At 68.8% G+C, this 19,497-nt stretch carries 14 protein-coding genes; 10 read left to right on the top strand and 4 right to left on the bottom strand.

Features of this window, described 5'->3' with window-relative positions:
• Window positions 1–142: 142 nt before the first annotated feature.
• Window positions 143–1,318 carry a serine protease gene (locus FBY35_RS09065; protein ID WP_142213289.1) on the bottom strand — a complete coding sequence of 392 codons (1,176 nt, stop codon included), beginning with the start codon at window positions 1,316–1,318 and terminating at the stop codon, window positions 143–145.
• A gap of 296 nt (window positions 1,319–1,614) precedes the next feature.
• On the opposite strand from FBY35_RS09065, the gene FBY35_RS09060 reads away from it, so the two are divergent.
• Genes FBY35_RS09060 through FBY35_RS09040 form a run of 5 tightly spaced genes read left to right on the top strand, consistent with a single transcriptional unit; the run spans window position 1,615 to window position 9,611 of the window.
• Window positions 1,615–2,991: a diaminobutyrate--2-oxoglutarate transaminase family protein gene (locus FBY35_RS09060; RefSeq protein WP_142213288.1), complete on the top strand. Its 1,377-nt coding sequence runs from the start codon at window positions 1,615–1,617 to the stop codon at window positions 2,989–2,991.
• A 24-nt stretch (window positions 2,992–3,015) separates the two neighbouring features.
• Entirely contained in the window at window positions 3,016–4,923 is a 1,908-nt protein-coding gene (locus FBY35_RS09055; protein WP_142213287.1) for an IucA/IucC family siderophore biosynthesis protein, read from the top strand.
• A 35-nt stretch (window positions 4,924–4,958) separates the two neighbouring features.
• Entirely contained in the window at window positions 4,959–5,696 is a 738-nt protein-coding gene (locus tag FBY35_RS09050) for a GNAT family N-acetyltransferase (RefSeq protein WP_142213286.1), read from the top strand.
• A 59-nt stretch (window positions 5,697–5,755) separates the two neighbouring features.
• Window positions 5,756–7,567 carry an IucA/IucC family siderophore biosynthesis protein gene (locus FBY35_RS09045; RefSeq protein WP_142213285.1) on the top strand — a complete coding sequence of 604 codons (1,812 nt, stop codon included), beginning with the start codon at window positions 5,756–5,758 and terminating at the stop codon, window positions 7,565–7,567.
• Window positions 7,568–7,616: 49 nt separating this feature from the next.
• Window positions 7,617–9,611, top strand: coding sequence for an ATP-dependent DNA helicase (locus tag FBY35_RS09040; RefSeq protein ID WP_142213284.1), 1,995 nt, complete (start codon window positions 7,617–7,619; stop codon window positions 9,609–9,611).
• A 99-nt stretch (window positions 9,612–9,710) separates the two neighbouring features.
• On the opposite strand, the gene lexA is transcribed toward FBY35_RS09040, so the two are convergent.
• Window positions 9,711–10,496, bottom strand: a complete 786-nt coding sequence (gene lexA / locus FBY35_RS09035) for a transcriptional repressor LexA (protein ID WP_142213283.1) — start codon at window positions 10,494–10,496, stop codon at window positions 9,711–9,713.
• Between the two features lie 629 nt (window positions 10,497–11,125).
• On the opposite strand from lexA, the gene nrdR reads away from it, so the two are divergent.
• Both nrdR and FBY35_RS09025 read left to right on the top strand, forming a co-directional pair.
• On the top strand, window positions 11,126–11,638 hold the full coding sequence (gene nrdR, locus FBY35_RS09030) for a transcriptional regulator NrdR (RefSeq protein ID WP_142213282.1): 513 nt from the start codon (window positions 11,126–11,128) through the stop codon (window positions 11,636–11,638).
• Window positions 11,639–11,810: 172 nt separating this feature from the next.
• Window positions 11,811–14,708, top strand: coding sequence for a vitamin B12-dependent ribonucleotide reductase (locus tag FBY35_RS09025; protein ID WP_142213281.1), 2,898 nt, complete (start codon window positions 11,811–11,813; stop codon window positions 14,706–14,708).
• Between the two features lie 72 nt (window positions 14,709–14,780).
• Here FBY35_RS09025 and FBY35_RS09020 read toward each other — a convergent pair whose 3' ends face one another.
• Entirely contained in the window at window positions 14,781–15,302 is a 522-nt protein-coding gene (locus FBY35_RS09020) for a TerD family protein (RefSeq protein WP_142213280.1), read from the bottom strand.
• 166 nt (window positions 15,303–15,468) lie between these two features.
• On the opposite strand from FBY35_RS09020, the gene FBY35_RS09015 reads away from it, so the two are divergent.
• The 3 genes from FBY35_RS09015 to FBY35_RS09005 all read left to right on the top strand — a co-directional run bounded on the left by FBY35_RS09015 (window position 15,469) and on the right by FBY35_RS09005 (window position 17,746).
• A complete protein-coding gene (locus tag FBY35_RS09015; RefSeq protein ID WP_142213279.1) occupies window positions 15,469–16,074 on the top strand; it encodes a YdbC family protein in 606 nt (201 codons plus the stop codon).
• A gap of 91 nt (window positions 16,075–16,165) precedes the next feature.
• Window positions 16,166–16,825 carry a histidine phosphatase family protein gene (locus FBY35_RS09010; RefSeq protein ID WP_142213278.1) on the top strand — a complete coding sequence of 220 codons (660 nt, stop codon included), beginning with the start codon at window positions 16,166–16,168 and terminating at the stop codon, window positions 16,823–16,825.
• A 12-nt stretch (window positions 16,826–16,837) separates the two neighbouring features.
• Window positions 16,838–17,746, top strand: a complete 909-nt coding sequence (locus tag FBY35_RS09005) for an ADP-ribosylglycohydrolase family protein (protein ID WP_142213277.1) — start codon at window positions 16,838–16,840, stop codon at window positions 17,744–17,746.
• Window positions 17,747–17,882: 136 nt separating this feature from the next.
• On the opposite strand, the gene FBY35_RS09000 is transcribed toward FBY35_RS09005, so the two are convergent.
• Window positions 17,883–19,439: an MFS transporter gene (locus tag FBY35_RS09000; RefSeq protein WP_142213276.1), complete on the bottom strand. Its 1,557-nt coding sequence runs from the start codon at window positions 19,437–19,439 to the stop codon at window positions 17,883–17,885.
• Window positions 19,440–19,497: the final 58 nt, after the last annotated feature.

The following is a 19,497-nucleotide window of genomic DNA, read 5'->3' as shown; positions in this document are numbered from 1 at the left end:
CTAGGCGGGTGCCTCGCCGCGCAGTTGAGATGGGTCCCCACCTGCACGGAGTCTCCACGAGACAACGGGCAGGGGCCCGCCGCCAACCGGCCGCGGGCCCCTGTCCGTCCGTGAGTGCGTATGCCCTCCTGGGGCAACTCGCCTACTGGCTCGCGTACTTCTTGCTGACCGCGTTGTAGACGCCCTTGGCCTCTTCGCCCAGTCGCGGACCCGCCAGCCAGCCGGCGGTGACCGGTCCGATGGAGGTGTTGGAGACCAGCGCAGGCTTGCCGTCCGGGCCCTTGGCCACCCAGCCGCCACCGGAGGAACCGCCGGTCATGGTGCAGCCGATGCGGTACATCGTCGGGTCATTGGCCGTGATGGAGAGCCGACCCGGCTTGTCGGAGCACTGGAACAGCTTCTGGCCGTCGAACGGCGGCGCCGCCGGGTAACCCGTGGCGGTCATGCTGTCGATCTTCGGCACGGCCGGGGCGTTGAAGTTCACCGGAAGCGCCGAACCGACCGTCTCCTCAAGGGACTTGCCGGTGCCACCCTTCTCCGGGGTGACATGGATCACGGCGAAGTCGAACGGGGCGCCCTGGCCGCCGGTCGCCGCGCCCTGGGAGATCCACTGCTCGGAGGTCTGTGCCCAGTCGCCCCACCACAGGCCGTACGGAGCCACCTCCTCCTTCGGTGCCTTCCTCAGCTTGGAGGTGGGCCTGGCGCTGTCGTTGTACGCGGGCACGAAGGTGATGTTGCGGTACCAGCCGCCCTTCTTGCCCGCGTGCACGCAGTGGCCCGCCGTCCACACCAGGTTGGATTTGCCCGGGTGTGCGGGGTCCTTCACCACGGTCGCGGAGCAGACCATCGAACCCTCGGGCCCGTCGAAGAAGACCTTTCCGGCCTCGGCGGCGTTGGAGTGGTACGGAGCCTTCACGGCCTGCGCGTTGACCGGCGGGGGCGTCGGGTCGGTGACACCCTCGTCGCCCGAGATGTCATTGTCGACGGGCTTCTCCGGCGGCTTCTCGGCGTCACGCATCCGGTCCGTGTCCCACAGACCCTCGATGATCGGGTTGACGAAGTCCTGCGCCTCACGCAGCCACTTGTCCTTGTCCCAGTTCTTCCACTCGCCGTTCTTCCACTTGTCCAGGTCGATCCCGTGCTCCTTGAGCCGGTCCTTGAGATCGTCCGGGATGGTGATCTTGCCGTCGGCGGACTGGCTGGCGGGCGCGCTCGGCTTGTCGCCCGCGTTGTCCTCGCTCGGACCGCAGGCGGTGGCAGCCAGCGCGAGGACGGCGGCGATGGAAGCCGCTGCCAGCGTCGGGCGAATGGGTCGCATGTCGTGATCCCCCTGGGACTTCAGTACTGCTGAACTGATTTGACCGTCTGAATTGCGCCCGGCGCCGGTGACCCGAGCCGGAGCGCGGCCCCCACTATGCCGGTGCCAATGGGGACGGCGCGCACCAGGTCCGCGGTTCCCTCCCCGCAATGATCTTCCGATGGCCCGTGATCTCCGGCTTCCGGCGTCGTTGGTACGTACGGAGTACGCAAGGTCAGCCTTCAGACCGGCCGGGCGGGTGTGCCAGTGCTGTGCCGATGTGGAACGCAACTGTTACAGCGGGAGGACCAACAGCCGTGGCCGTGACCGAACCTGCTCCGGTGGCACCACTCGCCGTACATGAGTCGATCCTGCGACGGCAGTCGCTGCGAGAGTCCGCGGCCCGTACGTACGCGCGCTCGCTGCCGATCGTTCCCGTACGTGCGCGCGGGCTGACGATCGAGGGAGCGGACGGCCGGCGCTATCTCGACTGCCTCTCGGGGGCGGGGACTCTGGCACTCGGACACAACCATCCCGTGGTCCTCGAAGCGATCAGGAAGGTGATCGACTCCGGGGCGCCGCTGCATGTCCTGGACCTCGCCACACCGGTCAAGGACACTTTCACCACCGAGCTGTTCGCCACGCTGCCACGGGAGTTGGCCGACGACGCCCGCATTCAGTTCTGCGGGCCCGCCGGCACGGACGCGGTCGAGGCGGCTCTCAAACTCGTCCGCACCGCGACCGGCCGCACCGGCCTTCTGTCCTTCACCGGCGCCTACCACGGCATGACGGCCGGAGCGCTCGGAGCCTCGGGAGGTGCCACCGACGTACGGGTGACCCGGCTGCCATTCCCGCACAACTACCGTTGTCCTTTCGGGATCGGCGGCGAGCGCGGCGCCGAACTCGGCGCCCGCTGGACCGAGAGCCTCCTCGACGACCCCAAGGGCGGGGTGCCCAGGCCCGCCGGCATGATCCTGGAACCGGTGCAGGGAGAGGGCGGAGTCATCCCCGCCCCCGACACATGGATGCGCAGGATGCGGCAGATCACCGCCGCCCGCTCCATCCCCCTGATCGCCGACGAGGTGCAGACAGGGGTCGGTCGAACCGGCAGCTTCTGGGCGGTCGAGCACAGCGGTGTCGTGCCCGATGTCATGGTCCTTTCCAAGGCGATCGGCGGCTCTCTTCCGCTTGCGGTGATCGTCTACCGGTCCGAACTCGACATCTGGCGACCCGGCGCCCACGCCGGCACCTTCCGCGGCAACCAGCTCGCGATGGCGGCGGGTGCGGCCACCCTCGCCTTCGTGCGCGAGAACCGGCTCGCCGACCGTGCCGCGACCCTCGGCGCACGCATGCTGGGCCGCCTGCAAGGCCTGGCCGCCGCCCACGCGTGCATCGGAGACGTACGCGGGCGGGGTCTCATGATCGGCGTCGAACTCGTCGACCCCGACGCGGCCGCCCCGGACGCACTGGTCCCGCCGCCCGCCCCAGCACTTGCCGCCGCCGTCCAGCAGGAGTGCCTCAGCCGCGGACTCATCGTCGAACTCGGCGGACGCCACTCGGGCGTCGTGCGACTGCTGCCTCCCCTCACCCTCACCGACGAACAGGCCGTGGCCGTCCTCGACCGTTTTGCCGACGCCCTGGCTGCCGCCGAGCGCTCGGTGCACCGCCGCACCGACAGCGGGCAGTCCTGCTGACCCGGACACTCAGAAGGAAGACCCGTGAACACCACTCCCGCACCCGAAGTGCCCGGGGCCGACGGCCGCCCCACCGCCGACCACTGTGGACAGAGCGGACGCCGCCACCCCACCACGGCCGGGTCGGCGACGGTGCCGCGCCAGCAGACAGGGGGTCACACCGACCAGCACATCACCGCTCCCACGCTCGGCCCGCCGGCGGCAGCGGGAGCCGTCGAGCACCTCGACCACCCGGATCCTTACCGCGCCGCGGACGCGGCAGGTGTCGAGAACCTGCTCCGCTGCTGGGTACGGGAGAGCAACCTCGCCAAGCCCGACGGACACACCCTGCGCATCCCGCTGCATGCCACCGGTACCGCACTGCTCGTCCCCGTCCTCTACTGGTCGGCCGGCGGCTGGCACCGCTTCGGTCCGCCTGCTCTCGAAGGAGCACTGCGCGACGCGCCGACCGCCGACGCCGTCACCGTCGCAGCCCTCCTCGGCCGGGAGGCGGGCCAGAGTGAAGTCGGTGACCTGGCAGGCCGGGTCGCCGACTCCGTACGACACACCGCCGACTTCATCACCGACCGCCGCGCCCACCCCGAGCCCGGTGCCGAAGCCGACCTCTTCCTCACCGCCGAGCAGTCGCTCCTGCTCGGCCACCCGCTGCACCCGGCACCCAAGAGCCGTGAAGGCCTCTCCGACGCCGAAGCCGAGCGCTACTCACCTGAGCTGCGCGGCTCTTTCCCCCTTCACTGGATGGCCGTCGACCGGTCGGTACTGGCCACCGATTCGGCGTGGACCGAACAGGGCCGCACCCTGCCGGCCGAGCAGCTCGCCGCGCGCCTCTGCGGGGGCCTCCAACTTCCCGACCACACCGTTCCCTTGCCGCTTCACCCCTGGCAGGCTCGCGAAGTAAGGCACCGCCTCACCGTCACCGCCCTCCTCGACGCCGGTCTCCTTCACGACCTCGGGCCCTGTGGAAACCTCTGGTACCCCACCTCGTCGGTCCGCACCGTTCACCGTCCAGGCGCCCCGGCCATGCTCAAGCTGTCCCTCGGCGTACGCATCACCAACTCCCGTCGCGAGAACCTCCGCAAGGAACTCCACCGCGGCGTGGAGGTCCACCGTCTCCTGCGCACCGGACTCGCCAAGCAGTGGCAGTCCGCACACCCCGGCTTCGACATCGTGCGAGACCCCGCCTGGCTCGCCGTCGACACCACCGACGGCGAACCGGTGCCCGGACTCGACGTCATGCTGCGCCACAACCCCTTCGGCCGGGGAGACGACGCCGTCTGCATCGCGGGACTGACCGCACCCCGCCCCTGGCCGGGCCGCCCCGGCATGCACTCACGCCTCGCCGACATCGTGGCCCGGCTCTCCGCACGCACCGGCCGGCCCATCGGAGCGATCGCGGCCGAGTGGTTCCTGCGCTACCTCGACCACGTCGTACGCCCGGTGCTCTGGCTGGACGCCACGGTGGGCATCGCCCTCGAAGCCCACCAGCAGAACACCCTGGTGATCCTCGACCCCGACGGCTGGCCCGTCGGCGGCCGCTACCGGGACAACCAGGGTTACTACTTCCGCGAGTCCCACCGCGACGACCTGGAACGCCGTCTTCCCGGCATCGGCTCGGCCAGCGACACCTTCGTCTCCGACGACGTGACCGACGAGCGGTTCGCCTACTACCTCGGCATCAACAACGTCTTCGGCCTGATCGGAGCCTTCGGCTCGCAGCGCCTGGCAGACGAGCGCGTACTCCTCGCCGCCTTCCGGCAGTTCCTCACGGCGACGGCGGGGCTCGGCTCGCCCCTGCCGGCGCAGCTCCTTCAGGCCCCCACTCTGCGCTCCAAGGCCAATCTGCTCACCCGGCTGCGCGGCCTCGACGAGCTCGTCGGTCCCGTCGACACCCAGTCCGTCTACGTCACGATCACCAACCCCCTCCGTTCCTGAGCCACACGACCGACCTGTGAGAGGAGAGCGCCACTGTGTCCCCCACCGACGCGAGCACCGACACCGGAGCCGGTCCGCCAACCCCGCTCGGCGCAGGTGCCGAGGACACCTTGGACCTGCGCATCCCTGATGAACTCCTCGCGCTCTTCCGGGAGGGCAAGCCGTCGGCGGACTGCGACGAGTCGGAGGCCGCGGCAGCCGGTGATCTGCTCGGCACCCCCGCCGACTGGGGTCCCGCCGCCACCTCCGCGGGTTCCTTGCAGCTCGTTCCCGCACACATCGAACGCGACGTGGCGCTCATCAGCCGCTGGATGAACGACCCGGCCGTGGCCGCCTTCTGGGAACTGGCGGGCCCCCTCTCCGTCACGGCCGCCCATCTGCGCAAGCAGCTCGACGGCGACGGCCGGAGCGTCCCCTGCCTCGGTGTCCTCGACGGCATCCCCATGAGCTACTTCGAGATCTACCGCGCCGACCTCGACCAGCTCGCGCGGCACTATCCGGCTCGTCCCCATGACACCGGCATCCACCTGCTCATCGGCGGCGTCGCCGACCGCGGCCGCGGTGTCGGCTCGGCCCTCCTCAGAGCAGTGGCCGACCTGGTCCTCGACCATCGCCCCCGCTGTGCACGCGTCATCGCGGAACCCGATCTGCGCAACACCCCTTCCGTGTCCGCCTTTCTGAGCGCCGGCTTCCGCTTCTCCGCCGAAGTCGACCTCCCCGACAAGCGAGCTGCCCTCATGGTCCGAGATCGCGCGCTTCGCATCCTGCTGTGAGCGACCCGCCGCCCCACGTGCACCGCTCGACCCGCATCGGTTCCACCCGAGGAGTCCCCGTGCCGAAGTCCCCTGCCACCCGCGACTCCGCACAGCCACCCGCGATCCCCTTCGCTCCGCCGGGCCTGACCCCGGGGACCTGGGACCGGGCGGCCGGGCGCCTCCTCGCCAAAATGCTCGGGGAGTTCGCCTACGAAGAGATCATCGAGCCGGTCCCGGCGTCCCCCGCCCGCTACACACTCGCTCTGGACGACGGTGGCAGCATCTCCTTCCGGGCCCGGCGCGGAGCGTACGGAAGCTGGCGAGTCGATCCGGATTCCATCGAGCACGAGGGCCGGCCCTTCACCGACCCGCTCGCGTTCCTCGTCCGGGCCCGCGAGCGGCTCGCCGTCGACGGCCCCACCCTCGGCCATCTCCTCCGCGAGCTGAGCACGACCCTCGTCTCCGACACCGGACTCGACCACGACGCACTCACCGCGCGGGAGCTCGCCGACCTCGGCTACGCCGAACTCGAAGGCCACCAGACCGGCCACCCATGGATCGTCCTCAACAAGGGACGCATCGGTTTCTCCGCCACGGACACCGCCCGCTGGTCGCCCGAGTCCCGCCGGCCCGCCCAGCTCCCGTGGATCGCGGTCAGCTCCAGCCTCGCCGCCTACCGAGGCGTCTGCGGGCTGTCCCGCCCCGAGGATCTGTACGCACGTGAGCTGGACGCGCCCGTCGCCGCGTCCTTCGCCGCCGTGCTGCGCGCCAAGGGCCTCGACCCCGACGGGTATCTCTATCTCCCCGTACATCCCTGGCAGTGGGACGAGGTGCTCCTGCCTCTCTTCGCCCCCGTGATCGCACACGGAGCCATCGTTCCGCTCCCCACGGACGGTGATCTGCGGCTGCCGCAGCAGTCCATCCGCACCTTCGTGAACCTGGACCGCACCGACCGGCACACCGTGAAGCTGCCGCTGTCCATCCTGAACACCCTGGTCTGGCGCGGCCTGCCCACCGAGCGGACCCTCGCCGCTCCCGCCGTGACCTGCTGGGTTCATGGACTGCGCGACACCGACCCGTTTCTGCGCGACGAGTGTGGCGTGATCCTGCTCGGCGAAGTCGCATCGGTCACCGTCGAGCACCCCTTGTACGACCACCTCCCCGAGGTGCCGTACCAGTACAAGGAACTCCTCGGCGCGATCTGGCGCGAGCCCTTGCAGCCCCGTCTCGCCCCCGGCGAGCGGGCGCGCACTCTCGCCTCACTGCTGCACGTCGACCGTGAGGGCCGGTCCTTCACTGCCGAGCTGGTCTCCCGCAGCGGCCTCGCTCCCGCGGTCTGGCTCCGGCGGCTCTTCTCGGCGCTGCTCCCGCCCCTGCTGCACTTCCTCTACCGCTACGGCACCGTCTTCTCCCCTCACGGCGAGAACGCCATCGTCGTCCATGACGAGCACGACGTACCGGTCCGTCTGGCGATCAAGGACTTCGTCGACGACGTCAACGTCAGTGCCCAGCCGCTCCCCGAGCACGACTCCATGCCCGAGGACGTACGCGAGACGCTTCTGACCGAGGAGCCCGCCTTCCTGACGCAATTCATCCACTCTGGGCTCTTCGTCGGTGTCTTCCGCTTCCTCGCACCTCTGTGTGAAGAGCAACTGGTTGTGCCGGAGGAGGAGTTCTTCTCGCTCGTACGGGCGGAGATCCTGCGCTATCAGGCCCGCTTCCCGCAGCTCAAGGAGCGCTTCGAGATGTTCGACCTGCTCACACCGGACATCGAGCGCCTGTGTCTCAACCGCAACCGGCTGCATCTGGACGGCTACCGTGACCGCCCCGACCGTCCTCATGCAGCAGTCCACGGCAGGGTTCCCAATCCGCTGAGCCCGGCCCGATGAACGGATCCTGGACCGGGCTGTCAGTGGCGCCCCGTAGGGTGGACTGGCTATGACGAAGCCATCCCTCCCCGAGCTCCTCCACGCCGCCGTCACCGCCGTCGGTGGCGTGGAACGGCCAGGCCAGGTCACCATGGCCGAGGCTGTCGCCGAAGCGGTCGACAACAATTCCCACCTGCTTGTCCAGGCCGGGACCGGCACCGGAAAGTCGCTCGGTTATCTGGTGCCTGCCCTGGCACATGGTGAGCGTGTTGTGGTGGCCACGGCCACCCTCGCCCTGCAGCGGCAACTCGTGGAGCGTGATCTTCCGCGGACGGTCGAGGCGCTGCACCCGCTGCTGCGCCGGCGGCCGGAGTTCGCCATGCTCAAGGGGCGTTCCAACTATCTGTGTCTGCACCGCCTCCACGAGGGAGTGCCGCAGGAAGAGGAGGACGGCCTCTTCGATCAGTTCGAGGCCGCCGCACCCACCAGCAAGCTCGGGCAGGATCTGCTCCGGATGCGAGACTGGGCCGACGAGACCGAGACGGGGGACCGCGACGATCTCACCCCTGGCGTCTCCGACCGGGCCTGGTCCCAGGTCTCCGTCTCGTCCCGGGAGTGCCTGGGGGCGTCGAAGTGCGCATACGGCGCGGAATGCTTCGCCGAGGCGGCCCGCGAGCGGGCGAAGCTGGCCGATGTCGTGGTCACGAACCACGCCCTTCTCGCGATCGACGCGATCGAGGGCGCCCCGGTGCTCCCGCAGCACGAGGTGCTGATCGTCGACGAGGCCCATGAGCTGGTCTCCCGGGTGACCGGCGTGGCGACCGGCGAGCTCACCCCCGGCCAGGTCAACCGCGCCGTGCGCCGCGCCGCCAAGCTGGTCAACGAGAAGGCGGCGGACGCTCTGCAGACGGCGTCCGAGATCTTCGAGCGGGTGATGGAGCTCGCGCTCCCCGGTCGGCTCGAGGAGATCCCCGAGGATCTCGGATACTCGCTGATGGCGCTGCGCGACGCGGCACGCACGGTCATCTCGGCCCTCGGCAGCACCCGTGACAAGTCGGTCCAGGACGAGGACGCCGTCCGCAAGCAAGCGCTCGCGTCCGTCGAGAACATCCACGACGTCACCGAGCGCATCACGCAGGGCTCCGAGTACGACGTCGTCTGGTACGAGCGACACGATCGTTTCGGTGCGTCCCTGCGGGTGGCACCTCTCTCTGTCTCCGGTCTGCTGCGCGAGAAGCTCTTCGCGGAGCGCTCGGTGGTGCTGACTTCGGCCACGCTCAAGCTCGGCGGTGATTTCAACGGAGTCGGGGCCTCGCTCGGCCTGGCCCCCGAGGGCACAGCGGAAGCGGCGACGGGCGAAGGGGCCGAGGTCACGAGCCCGCAGTGGAAGGGGCTCGACGTCGGCTCGCCCTTCGACTATCCGAAGCAGGGCATCCTCTACGTCGCCCGCCAGCTGGCGACGCCCGGCCGGGAAGGCTCCCGCGGCGACATGGTGGACGAGCTCGCCGAACTGGTCGAGGCGGCCGGCGGTCGTACGCTCGGTCTCTTCTCCTCGATGCGTGCCGCCCAGGCGGCGGCCGAGGAACTGCGCGGCAGGATCCACAAGCCGATCCTTCTCCAGGGCGAGGAGACGCTGGGCGAGCTGATCAAGGCCTTCGCCGCCGACCCGGAGACCTGCCTGTTCGGCACCCTCTCTCTGTGGCAGGGCGTGGATGTGCCGGGGGCCAGCTGTCAGCTGGTGGTGATGGACCGGATCCCGTTCCCACGCCCCGACGACCCGCTGATGAGCGCCCGGCAGAAGGCTGTGGAGGAGGCGGGCGGCAATGGCTTCATGGCCGTCGCCGCCACGCACGCCGCCCTGTTGATGGCCCAGGGCGCTGGCCGTCTCGTCCGCGCCACGGGCGACCGGGGCGTCGTCGCCGTCCTCGACCCGCGGCTGGCCAATGCCCGGTACGGCAGCTATCTGCGGGCTTCGCTGCCCGACTTCTGGTACACGACGGACCGTAACCAGGTGCGCCGTTCGCTGGCTGCGATCGACGCTTCGGCCAAGGCGGACGGCAGGTAGGACGCGGTCGGCAGTTGGGTGCAACGACCGCGGGCAGGAACAACTGGGCCCCGGGACCGGCGCAGTGGGTCCCGGGGCCGGTCAGAGCCGACGGGCCTGTCACACCCGCCGCAGCACCGCCACCACCTTGCCGAGGATGGTCGCCTCATCACCGGGAATCGGCTGGTACGCCGCGTTGTGCGGGAGGAGCCACACATGGCCGTTCTCCCGCTTGAAGCGCTTGACGGTGGCCTCGCCGTCCAGCATCGCGGCCACAATGTCGCCGTTCTCCGCGACGGGCTGGCGGCGCACGGTCACCCAGTCGCCGTCACAGATCGCGGCCTCGATCATCGAGTCGCCGACGACCTTCAGCACGAACAACTCGCCGTCACCCACCAGCTGGCGGGGGAGCGGGAAGACGTCCTCGACGGACTCTTCGGCGAGGATCGGGCCACCGGCCGCGATCCGGCCGACGAGCGGCACATACGAGGCGGCGGGCTTGCCGGTCGTGTCGGTCGGCTGCGTGCTGGGCTGGTCGGAGCCGCGCACCTCGTACGCCCTGGGGCGGTGCGGGTCCCGGCGCAGGAAGCCCTTGCGCTCCAGAGCCATGAGCTGGTGTGCCACGGAGGACGTGCTGGACAGCCCGACCGCCTGGCCGATCTCACGCATCGACGGCGGGTATCCCCGACGCTGTACGGAGTCACGGATCACCTCGATGACGCGCCGCTGCCGATCCGTGAGACCGGAGCTGTCGGCCCGGATCCCTGGAGGTCGGCCGGGCAGCGAACGCGTGGGCTTGGGCCCCTCGGGTGTCGTGGCTGCGTCATTCATGGCATGCACCGGCTCGAATCGGTTCTGGGAGCGGTCCTGGGCAGTGATGGTGGCACTGTCTGCGGTGGTGGTCACGTCGGCCCCTCTCGAATGGTCTCCCTAGCTGGACAACGGTAGTGGGTTTCGAAAGGTTGCGCCAAACACACGTTCGAGTGAAAAATCGCAGATTGCCTTACATGAGCTCCGGGCTGGGTGTATGTGCGAACGATCGGGCCGTCAGGCAATTCGGGCCATTACGGTAACCCTCCACCGCCGGTACGCGGTGGAGCGGGGTGCTACCGGGTGATTCCCAGTCTTGCACTCGGGGCCCCGGAATCCACGGAGCCGCGCGATTCCCGTAATCTCGTGGATCTCGCGGCCGGTCCCAGCCGGCGTGCGCGCCACATTTTCGTGCCCGTCCCGGCCCGTCCGTACCCGTCCGTGCCGCGTGCCGCGTCGGTGCCCGGCCGGTCCTGCCGCTTCGATGGCGCGGTGTCACCACCCGTACGCCTGCTGTGTACAGGCGGAGCCGCGCGACACGCGCTGACAGCAGAAAAAGCGGCCGAACCCCAGATCTAGTGGTTGGATTGTGTCCGCAGCCCAGAAGTTGTGGTCCCCGGTCCTACAAGACCTCGGCCATCGCCTATGCTTGGGGCTGCTTCGAAGGGCTTCGGCCAGCCTGTCGGGGCTATTCAGTCATGCTGTGAAGGAGGGGGTTGGGAGCCATGCACTGCCCCTTCTGCAGGCACCCCGACAGCCGTGTCGTCGACAGTCGCACCACCGACGACGGAACGTCGATCCGGCGCCGCCGGCAGTGTCCTGACTGCTCCCGCCGCTTCACGACGGTGGAAACCGCCTCGCTGATGGTGATCAAGCGCAGCGGCGTGACCGAGCCCTTCAGCCGTACGAAGGTCATCTCCGGCGTGCGCAAGGCGTGCCAGGGGCGGCCGGTCACCGAGGACGCCCTCGCCAAGCTCGGCCAGCGGGTCGAGGAAGCGGTGCGCGCCACTGGCAGTGCCGAGCTGACCACCCACGACGTGGGTCTGGCCATACTCGGCCCCCTGCAGGAACTCGACCTCGTCGCGTACCTGCGCTTCGCGTCCGTGTACCGGGCTTTCGACTCACTCGAAGACTTCGAGGCCGCCATCGCGGAACTTCGCGAACACCGGCCTCCCGCAGAGAAATGCGGGAGCGGCGAGACCTGTGAGGTCCCCGTGCCCGCCACCGCCGCCGACTGAGCAAGACCTGGCTGAGCGGTTCGGCCCGCCCCGGTGGCCCGCCGATCGCCGGCAGAGCGGCAAAAGACCTGTCACGGGCGCTGTGAGCGGCGCCCGGGGCATCAGACACAGAACTGTGCCACGGGAAGAACTGGGCACTTCAGGGCGTTTTTGCCCATGTATGGGAGGCGGCATGACAGAGACGACGAGCGGTCCGGCGCGAGGATCCCGGGCCAAGGGATCCAAGGGGAGCAAGGGCCTGCGTATCGAGCGAATCCACACCACTCCCGGCGTGCATCCGTACGACGAGGTGGTCTGGGAGCGTCGTGACGTCGTCATGACCAACTGGCGCGACGGCTCGGTCAATTTCGAGCAGCGTGGCGTCGAGTTCCCCGACTTCTGGTCGGTGAACGCGGTCAACATCGTCACCAGCAAGTACTTCCGCGGAGCCGTCGGCACCCCGCAGCGCGAGACCGGTCTCAAGCAGCTCATCGACCGGATCGTGAAGACCTACCGGAAGGCCGGCGAGGACTACAGCTATTTCGCCTCGCCCGCCGACGCCGAGATCTTCGAGCACGAACTGGCGTACGCCCTCCTGCACCAGATCTTCAGCTTCAACTCGCCGGTGTGGTTCAACGTCGGCACGCCCCAGCCGCAGCAGGTCTCCGCCTGCTTCATCCTGTCCGTCGACGACTCCATGGAGTCGATCCTCGACTGGTACAAGGAAGAGGGCATGATCTTCAAGGGCGGCTCCGGCGCCGGGCTGAACCTCTCCCGGATCCGTTCCTCCAAGGAACTGCTCTCCTCCGGCGGCAACGCCTCGGGTCCCGTCTCCTTCATGCGTGGCGCCGACGCGTCCGCAGGAACGATCAAGTCGGGCGGTGCCACCCGCCGCGCGGCCAAGATGGTCATCCTCGATGTCGACCACCCCGACATCGAGAACTTCATCGAGACCAAGGTCAAGGAAGAGGAGAAGATCCGCGCGCTGCGTGACGCGGGCTTCGACATGGACCTGGGCGGCGACGACATCACGTCCGTCCAGTACCAGAACGCCAACAACTCGGTCCGTGTGAACGACGAGTTCATGAAGGCCGTCGAGGCCGGCGGCAAGTTCGGGCTGCGCGCGCGCATGACGGGCGACGTCATCGAGGAGGTCGACGCCAAGTCGCTCTTCCGTAAGATGGCAGAGGCCGCCTGGGCCTGCGCGGACCCCGGCATCCAGTACGACGACACCATCAACCACTGGCACACCTGCCCCGAGTCCGGCCGGATCAACGGCTCGAACCCGTGCAGCGAGTACATGCACCTGGACAACACCTCGTGCAACCTTGCCTCGCTGAACCTCATGAAGTTCCTGAAGGACGACGGCGAGGGCCACCAGTCCTTCGACGTCGAGCGCTTCGCCAAGGTCGTCGAGCTGGTCATCACCGCGATGGACATCTCCATCTGCTTCGCGGACTTCCCCACGCAGAAGATCGGCGAGAACACCCGCGCCTTCCGTCAGCTGGGCATCGGTTACGCCAACCTCGGCGCCCTGCTGATGGCGACGGGCCACGCGTACGACTCGGACGGCGGGCGCGCGCTCGCCGGTGCCATCACCTCGCTGATGACAAGTACCTCGTACCGGCGCTCCGCCGAACTCGCCGCGGTCGTCGGTCCGTACGACGGATACGCCCGCAACGCCGCTCCGCACAAGCGCGTCATGAAGCAGCACGCCGACGCCAACGCCGTGGCCGTGCGCATGGACGACCTGGACACGCCGATCTGGGCCGCCGCAACCGAGGCCTGGCAGGACGTGATCCGTCTCGGCGACAAGAACGGATTCCGTAACTCCCAGGCATCCGTCATCGCCCCGACCGGCACCATCGGTCTCGCGATGTCCTGCGACACCACCGGCCTGGAGCCCGACCTCGCCCTGGTCAAGTTCAAGAAGCTGGTCGGCGGCGGCTCGATGCAGATCGTCAACGGCACGGTCCCGCAGGCGCTGCGCCGTCTCGGCTACCAGCCGGAGCAGATCGAGGCGATCGTCGCCCACATCGCAGAGCACGGCAATGTCGTCGGCGCCCCCGGCCTGAGGCCCGAGCACTACGAGGTCTTCGACTGCGCCATGGGCGAGCGTTCCATCTCCGCGATGGGTCACGTCCGCATGATGGCCGCCATCCAGCCGTGGATCTCGGGCGCGCTGTCCAAGACGGTCAACCTCCCTGAGAGCGCCACCGTCGAGGATGTGGAAGAGGTCTACTTCGAGGCGTGGAAGATGGGCGTCAAGGCGCTCGCGATCTACCGCGACAACTGCAAGGTCGGCCAGCCCCTCTCCGCCAAGACCAAGGGCAACCAGAGCCCCGAGGCCACCGCGGCCGCCGAGAAGGCCGAGGGAACGATCCGGGCCGCAGTCGAGAAGGTCGTCGAGTACCGCCCCGTCCGCAAGCGCCTTCCCAAGGGCCGTCCCGGCATCACCACCTCCTTCACGGTGGGCGGCGCCGAGGGCTACATGACGGCCAACTCCTACCCGGACGACGGTCTCGGCGAGGTCTTCCTGAAGATGTCGAAGCAGGGCTCGACCCTCGCGGGGATGATGGACGCCTTCTCGATCGCCGTGTCAGTGGGTCTTCAGTACGGCGTGCCGCTGGAGACGTACGTCTCGAAGTTCACCAACATGCGCTTCGAGCCGGCCGGCATGACGGACGACCCGGATGTGCGGATGGCCCAGTCGATCGTCGACTACATCTTCCGCCGCCTGGCGCTGGACTTCCTGCCCTTCGAGACACGCTCGGCGCTCGGCATCCACTCGGCCGAGGAGCGTCAGCGCCACCTGGAGACCGGTTCGTACGAGCCGACCGACGAGGAGATGGACGTCGAGGGTCTGGCCCAGTCCGCTCCGCGCTTGCCGCAGGAGACGCTGAAGGCGGTCGTCGGCCCCAAGCTGGAGGCCCCGGCTCCGAAGGAGGCGCACACCTCTGCGGAGCTCGTCGAGATGCAGCTGGGCATCAGCGCGGACGCGCCGCTGTGCTTCTCCTGCGGGACGAAGATGCAGCGTGCGGGCTCCTGCTACATCTGCGAGGGCTGCGGCTCGACCAGCGGTTGCAGCTGACGGCGCAGTGAACGGGAGGGAGGGGCGTCCGGCCTTCGTGCCGGGTGCCCCTCCCTTCTTCCCCGCTGCTGATCAGCTGCCCATCAGCTCGACGAAGGACTGAGGGTCGGCGTCGAAACCGCGGACAGTTTCGTGGAATTGCCACTCGCCCGCCTCGCCCCGGACGAACTCGCCCACTACTGCCGCGGTGGATCCCGAGACGGCTGCGAAGTCGTTCTGGCCCAGCTCGGTGTGGCCTTCGAGGATGCGGACGAGGGGGTTCGCTATGTCGGCGAACACCCGGCGTCCGTCCCGCTGCTGGATGACCACTCCGACGACGACCCGGGCATACGTGGCAGCCAGCCGGTCGAACTCGAGCGTCATGACCTCGTCCGCGCCGAAGCCCTGACCGGTCTTGCTGTCCCTGGTCAGGATGATGGTGCCATCCGGTGACCGGCTGTCGAAGTGGACGACGTAGGCCGGTTCACCGTGCGGCCCGTCCGCCCGGTACGTCGCGGCGACGATGTCGAGATCATGCGCCGGTTCACCCAGCGGACTCGGATCCCATCGGAGGTCCACCTCAGCCTTCTGAACCCCCTTGTTGATACTGCTCACCAGATTCCCCTTCCCCGTAACTGCCGTGAGGTTTGCGTCGGTTGACCATGCTGTCACGGCTCGCTGCCCTCGAAGGGGTGAGTGCGCAGGGCGGCCGCCAGTGCTGGTCCGGGCGGACTCCGCCCGACCGTGACCGGGGCCACGTTCTGCGCCGTACGATGGCGCGGTGCTGGTCAAGTGGATTCGCTGCACCGTCGTGGACCGTCGTGGGTTCGAGCGGGGGCAGCGGAAGTGGGCGGGGCTGCTGGGTGAGCCGGGATTCCGGGGACAGGGCGGCGGGTGGAGCAAAGGGCGGCCGCATGTCGCGCATGTCTTTGCCTTCTGGGAGAGCCGGGCGTTCTACGACTCGTTCATGGCGCGCTCCCATGACCGACTGGCGTCCGGGCAGACAGGAACGTACAAGGACAAACAGGCCAAGATCTTCGACTATCGCTTCGATGTGAAGACCGGGTTCGAGCCGCGGTTCACGGACGCCGATGTCATACGGGTCGCACACTGCCGGGTGCGCGAAGACCGGGTCGAGCACTACGCGCTGATGCAGGAGAAGGTGTGGAACCCGGCGATGGCCGGGTCGCCGGGAATGGTGCGCGGGCTGTTCGGGGAGGCGCCGGGGAGCGAGTTCCTGGTGATGTCCATGTGGCAGTCGGCGGCGGAGCACGGGAAGTACCGCAGAGAGCGGGTCGAGCGGCTCCTGCTGCGTGCGCAGACCGAGGCGGATGTCGCTGCGCTCGCCGGTGATGTCGTGCAGCTCGAACCGTCCTGGACGGTCTGAACCCGACCGCCGCGCCCCTTCACCGGCCCGATACGCCGGTCGGACCCGCCCCGACTGCTCGGCCGAGTCCGGACCGATCTACTGTCGTGACATGGCACGACCGCAACGCATCGTTCTCGTCCGGCACGGTGAGTCGGAGGGAAACGCCGATGACACCGTGTACGAGCGCGAGCCCGACCATGCGCTGCGGCTGACCGCGACCGGCTGGAGGCAGGCCGAGGAGACGGGCGCGCGGCTTCGTGAGCTGTTCGGACGCGAGCGCGTCAGCGTCTACGTCTCGCCCTACCGCCGTACCCATGAGACCTTCCGCGCCTTTGCCCTCGACCCGGAGCTGGTGCGAGTCAGGGAGGAGCCGCGGCTTCGCGAGCAGGACTGGGGGAACTGGCAGGACCGCGAGGACGTCCGGCTGCAGAAGGCCTACCGCGACGCCTATGGGCACTTCTTCTACCGCTTCGCCCAGGGGGAGTCGGGAGCGGATGTCTACGACCGGGTCGGGGCGTTCCTGGAGAGCCTGTACCGGAGCTTCGAGTCGCCGGATCATCCGTCGAACGTTCTCCTGGTGACGCATGGACTGACCATGCGGCTGTTCTGCATGCGCTGGTTCCACTGGTCGGTCGCGGACTTCGAATCCCTCTCCAATCCGGACAACGCCGAGACCAGGATTCTGCAGCTCGGCAAGGACGGCCGCTACACCCTTGACCGGCCCTTCGAACGGTGGCGCACCCCCGAGCCCTACGGCGTCACCGGCTAGAGTGGCAGGAAGATGACCGATTCCTCTCGCGACCGGCGTTTCGAACGCGCCCTGGACAGCCTGCGCGGACTGTCCGTGGGAGACGCCCTGGGCTCCCAGTTCTTCGTACCCTCGAACTATCCCTTGTTGAAACAGCGTGCCCTTCCGCCGGGCATCTGGCAGTGGACGGACGACACCGAGATGGCCTGCTCGGTGCTGTCCGTGCTGGCGGCCTATGACCGGGTGGACCAGGACGCACTCGCCCAGTCCTTCGCCGAGCACCATGACTTCGACCGAGGTTATGGCCCTGCCGTCAACCGTATGCTCCGGCTGATCAGGGAGGGCGGCGACTGGCGTGAACTCGCCGCCGCGCTCTTCAAGGGCCAGGGGTCCTGGGGCAACGGTTCCGCGATGCGCATCTCGCCCCTCGGAGCCTGGTACGCCGACGATCCCGAGCAGGCCACCCACCAGGCGGAGATCTCCTCGTACACCACGCACCAGCACCGGGAGGCCGTGGTCGGTGCGATGGCCGTGGCGGCCGCCGCAGCACTGGCCGCCGGTGCGGCCGGGCCGCCGACGGCCGAGGACCTGCTCGACGGCGTGATCGCGCTGGTACCGCGCAGCGCCGTGGGAGCAGGTCTTCGCCGGGCGCGGGACATGCTCGACTATCACGATGCGGGGACGGTCGCCGCGGTCCTCGGCAGCGGTCGGCGCACGAGTGCCCATGACACCGTTCCGTTCGCGCTGTGGTCGGCGGCTCGCTCGCTCGGTGACTTCGAGCGCGCTTTCTGGACGACAGCCCAGGTGGGCGGAGATGTTGACACGACCTGCGCCATCGCCTGCGGAGTGATCGCCGCGGGCAAGTCGGGACAGCCGCCGGCTGCCTGGGTGGAGCGGACCGAGCGGCTGCCGGAGTGGGTGCCGCCGCGGCAGGCGCTGTGAGCCGCTGACGCCCGACTGGTCGTCTCGTACACCGGGGACACGGCGCAGGGTGAGGCACGGGCCGTACCCCCGTGGTCGGCCCGTACCCTCGGATCTGCGCGGCGGCACCTGCGCGGCGGCCCCGTTTGCGGCGGCACTACGCCGCGTGGCCGCCGCCCGCGCCGACCGCCCCGCTGAGCGCTTCCAGATCGCTCTTGCGCACCCGGATGACGAACACCGCGGTCAGCACCGCGAGTCCGACCAGTCCGACTCCTGCCCAGAACGCCGTCGCGATGCCTTCCGCGAGCACCTGGTGGCCCCACGGCGGCGGCAGCTCGTGCGTCCTGGCGAAGGCTTCCTTCTGGGCCGCTGTCGCATCCGCGAGGAAGTGCGGGATCTGGCGTTCCGCCTCCTCGCGGCTGGCGGTGCTGAAGACGGTCATGAGAATCGACAGTCCGAGGGAACCACCCACCATCTGCGTGGCGTTGAGCAGACTGGAGGCCGCACCCGACTCGTGCTGAGCGACGCCCGAGACCGCTGTGAGCGTCGCCGTCACGAAGACCAGTCCCATGCCGAATCCGAACAGGAGCATCGGCCCCAGAACCCCGCCCAGATATGAGCTGCCCGGGTCGAGCAGCGTCAGCCATGCCATGCCGCTCCCCGTGAGCACCGCGCCCGCGGCCAGGAAGGGCTTGGGCCCGAGCACCGGCAGCAGCTTGGACGAGATACCGGCGGCGGTCACGATCATCACCGTGACCGGCAGGAACGCCAGACCTGAGGTGATCGGGCTGTAGTCCAGCACGTTCTGCACGAACAGGACGATGAAGAAGAACATGCCGAACATCGCCGCGGCGAGGCTCATCATGATCAGATACGTACCTGAACGGTTGCGGTCGGCGAACATCCGCAGCGGAGTGATCGGTTCCTTTGCTCGCCGCTCGGTCAGTACGAACGCCGTGAGCAGCACGACCGCCGCCCCGAAGGCGCCGAGGGTGAGCCGATCGCCCCAGCCGTCCTCGGCGGCCCGGATGAAGCCGTAGACCAGGGAAGCCATTCCCGCGGTCGAGGTCAGCGCGCCCGCGATGTCGAACCGGCCGGAGTGCCGCTCGGACTCATTGATGAACATCGGTGCGAGCACGGCTATCAGGATGCCGATCGGCAGGTTGACATAGAACACCCAGCGCCAGTTCAGCCACTCGGTGAGCATGCCGCCGGCGAGCAGGCCGATGGCCGCGCCACTGGCCGAGACTGCCGCGAAGATGCCGAACGCCCGGTTGCGCTCGGGGCCCTCGCGGAAAGTGGTGGTGATGAGTGCGAGCGCAGTGGGTGACGCGATGGCGCCGCCGACGCCCTGCAGGGCGCGGGCCGCGAGCATCTGCCAGGGCTCCTGCGCGACGCCGCACAGCAGCGAGGCAAAGGTGAAGAGCAGCACGCCGAAGACGAACACCCGCCGCCTGCCGAGAATGTCGCCCGCCCGGCCCCCGAGCAGCAACAGCCCGCCGAAGGTGAGGGTGTAGGCATTGACCACCCAGGAGAGCTGGGTCGTGGTGAAATCGAGCGCTCCTTGGATGTGAGGTAGAGCGATATTCACAATCGTCGTGTCGAGGACCACCATGAGCTGCAGGGCGGCGATGACGGCGAGGGCGATCCCGGGGCGTCCCTGTCTACGGGCAGCTCCCGGCTTGGCTGGAGCAGTCAACTGAGAGGTTGTCACTATGGTCCCCCACAAGTGAGTTAGTGAACGTAGCCGTTCACTGCATCAACCGTAGAGA

It is taken from the genome of Streptomyces sp. SLBN-118 (assembly GCF_006715635.1).
Taxonomy (GTDB): Bacteria; Actinomycetota; Actinomycetes; order Streptomycetales; family Streptomycetaceae; genus Streptomyces.
Note: the sequence above shows the minus strand (reverse complement) of the source record. Positions and strands in the feature narration are given on the sequence as shown.

Bases quoted from the DNA above. Each gene is read 5' to 3' on its own strand.
- FBY35_RS09065 (WP_142213289.1), bottom strand. From the start codon at position 1,318: ATGCGACCCATTCGCCCGACGCTGGCAGCGGCTTCCATCGCCGCCGTC.
- FBY35_RS09040 (WP_142213284.1), top strand. From the start codon at position 7,617: ATGACGAAGCCATCCCTCCCCGAGCTCCTCCACGCCGCCGTCACCGCC.
- nrdR (WP_142213282.1), top strand. From the start codon at position 11,126: ATGCACTGCCCCTTCTGCAGGCACCCCGACAGCCGTGTCGTCGACAGT.
- FBY35_RS09025 (WP_142213281.1), top strand. From the start codon at position 11,811: ATGACAGAGACGACGAGCGGTCCGGCGCGAGGATCCCGGGCCAAGGGA.
- FBY35_RS09010 (WP_142213278.1), top strand. From the start codon at position 16,166: ATGGCACGACCGCAACGCATCGTTCTCGTCCGGCACGGTGAGTCGGAG.
- FBY35_RS09005 (WP_142213277.1), top strand. From the start codon at position 16,838: ATGACCGATTCCTCTCGCGACCGGCGTTTCGAACGCGCCCTGGACAGC.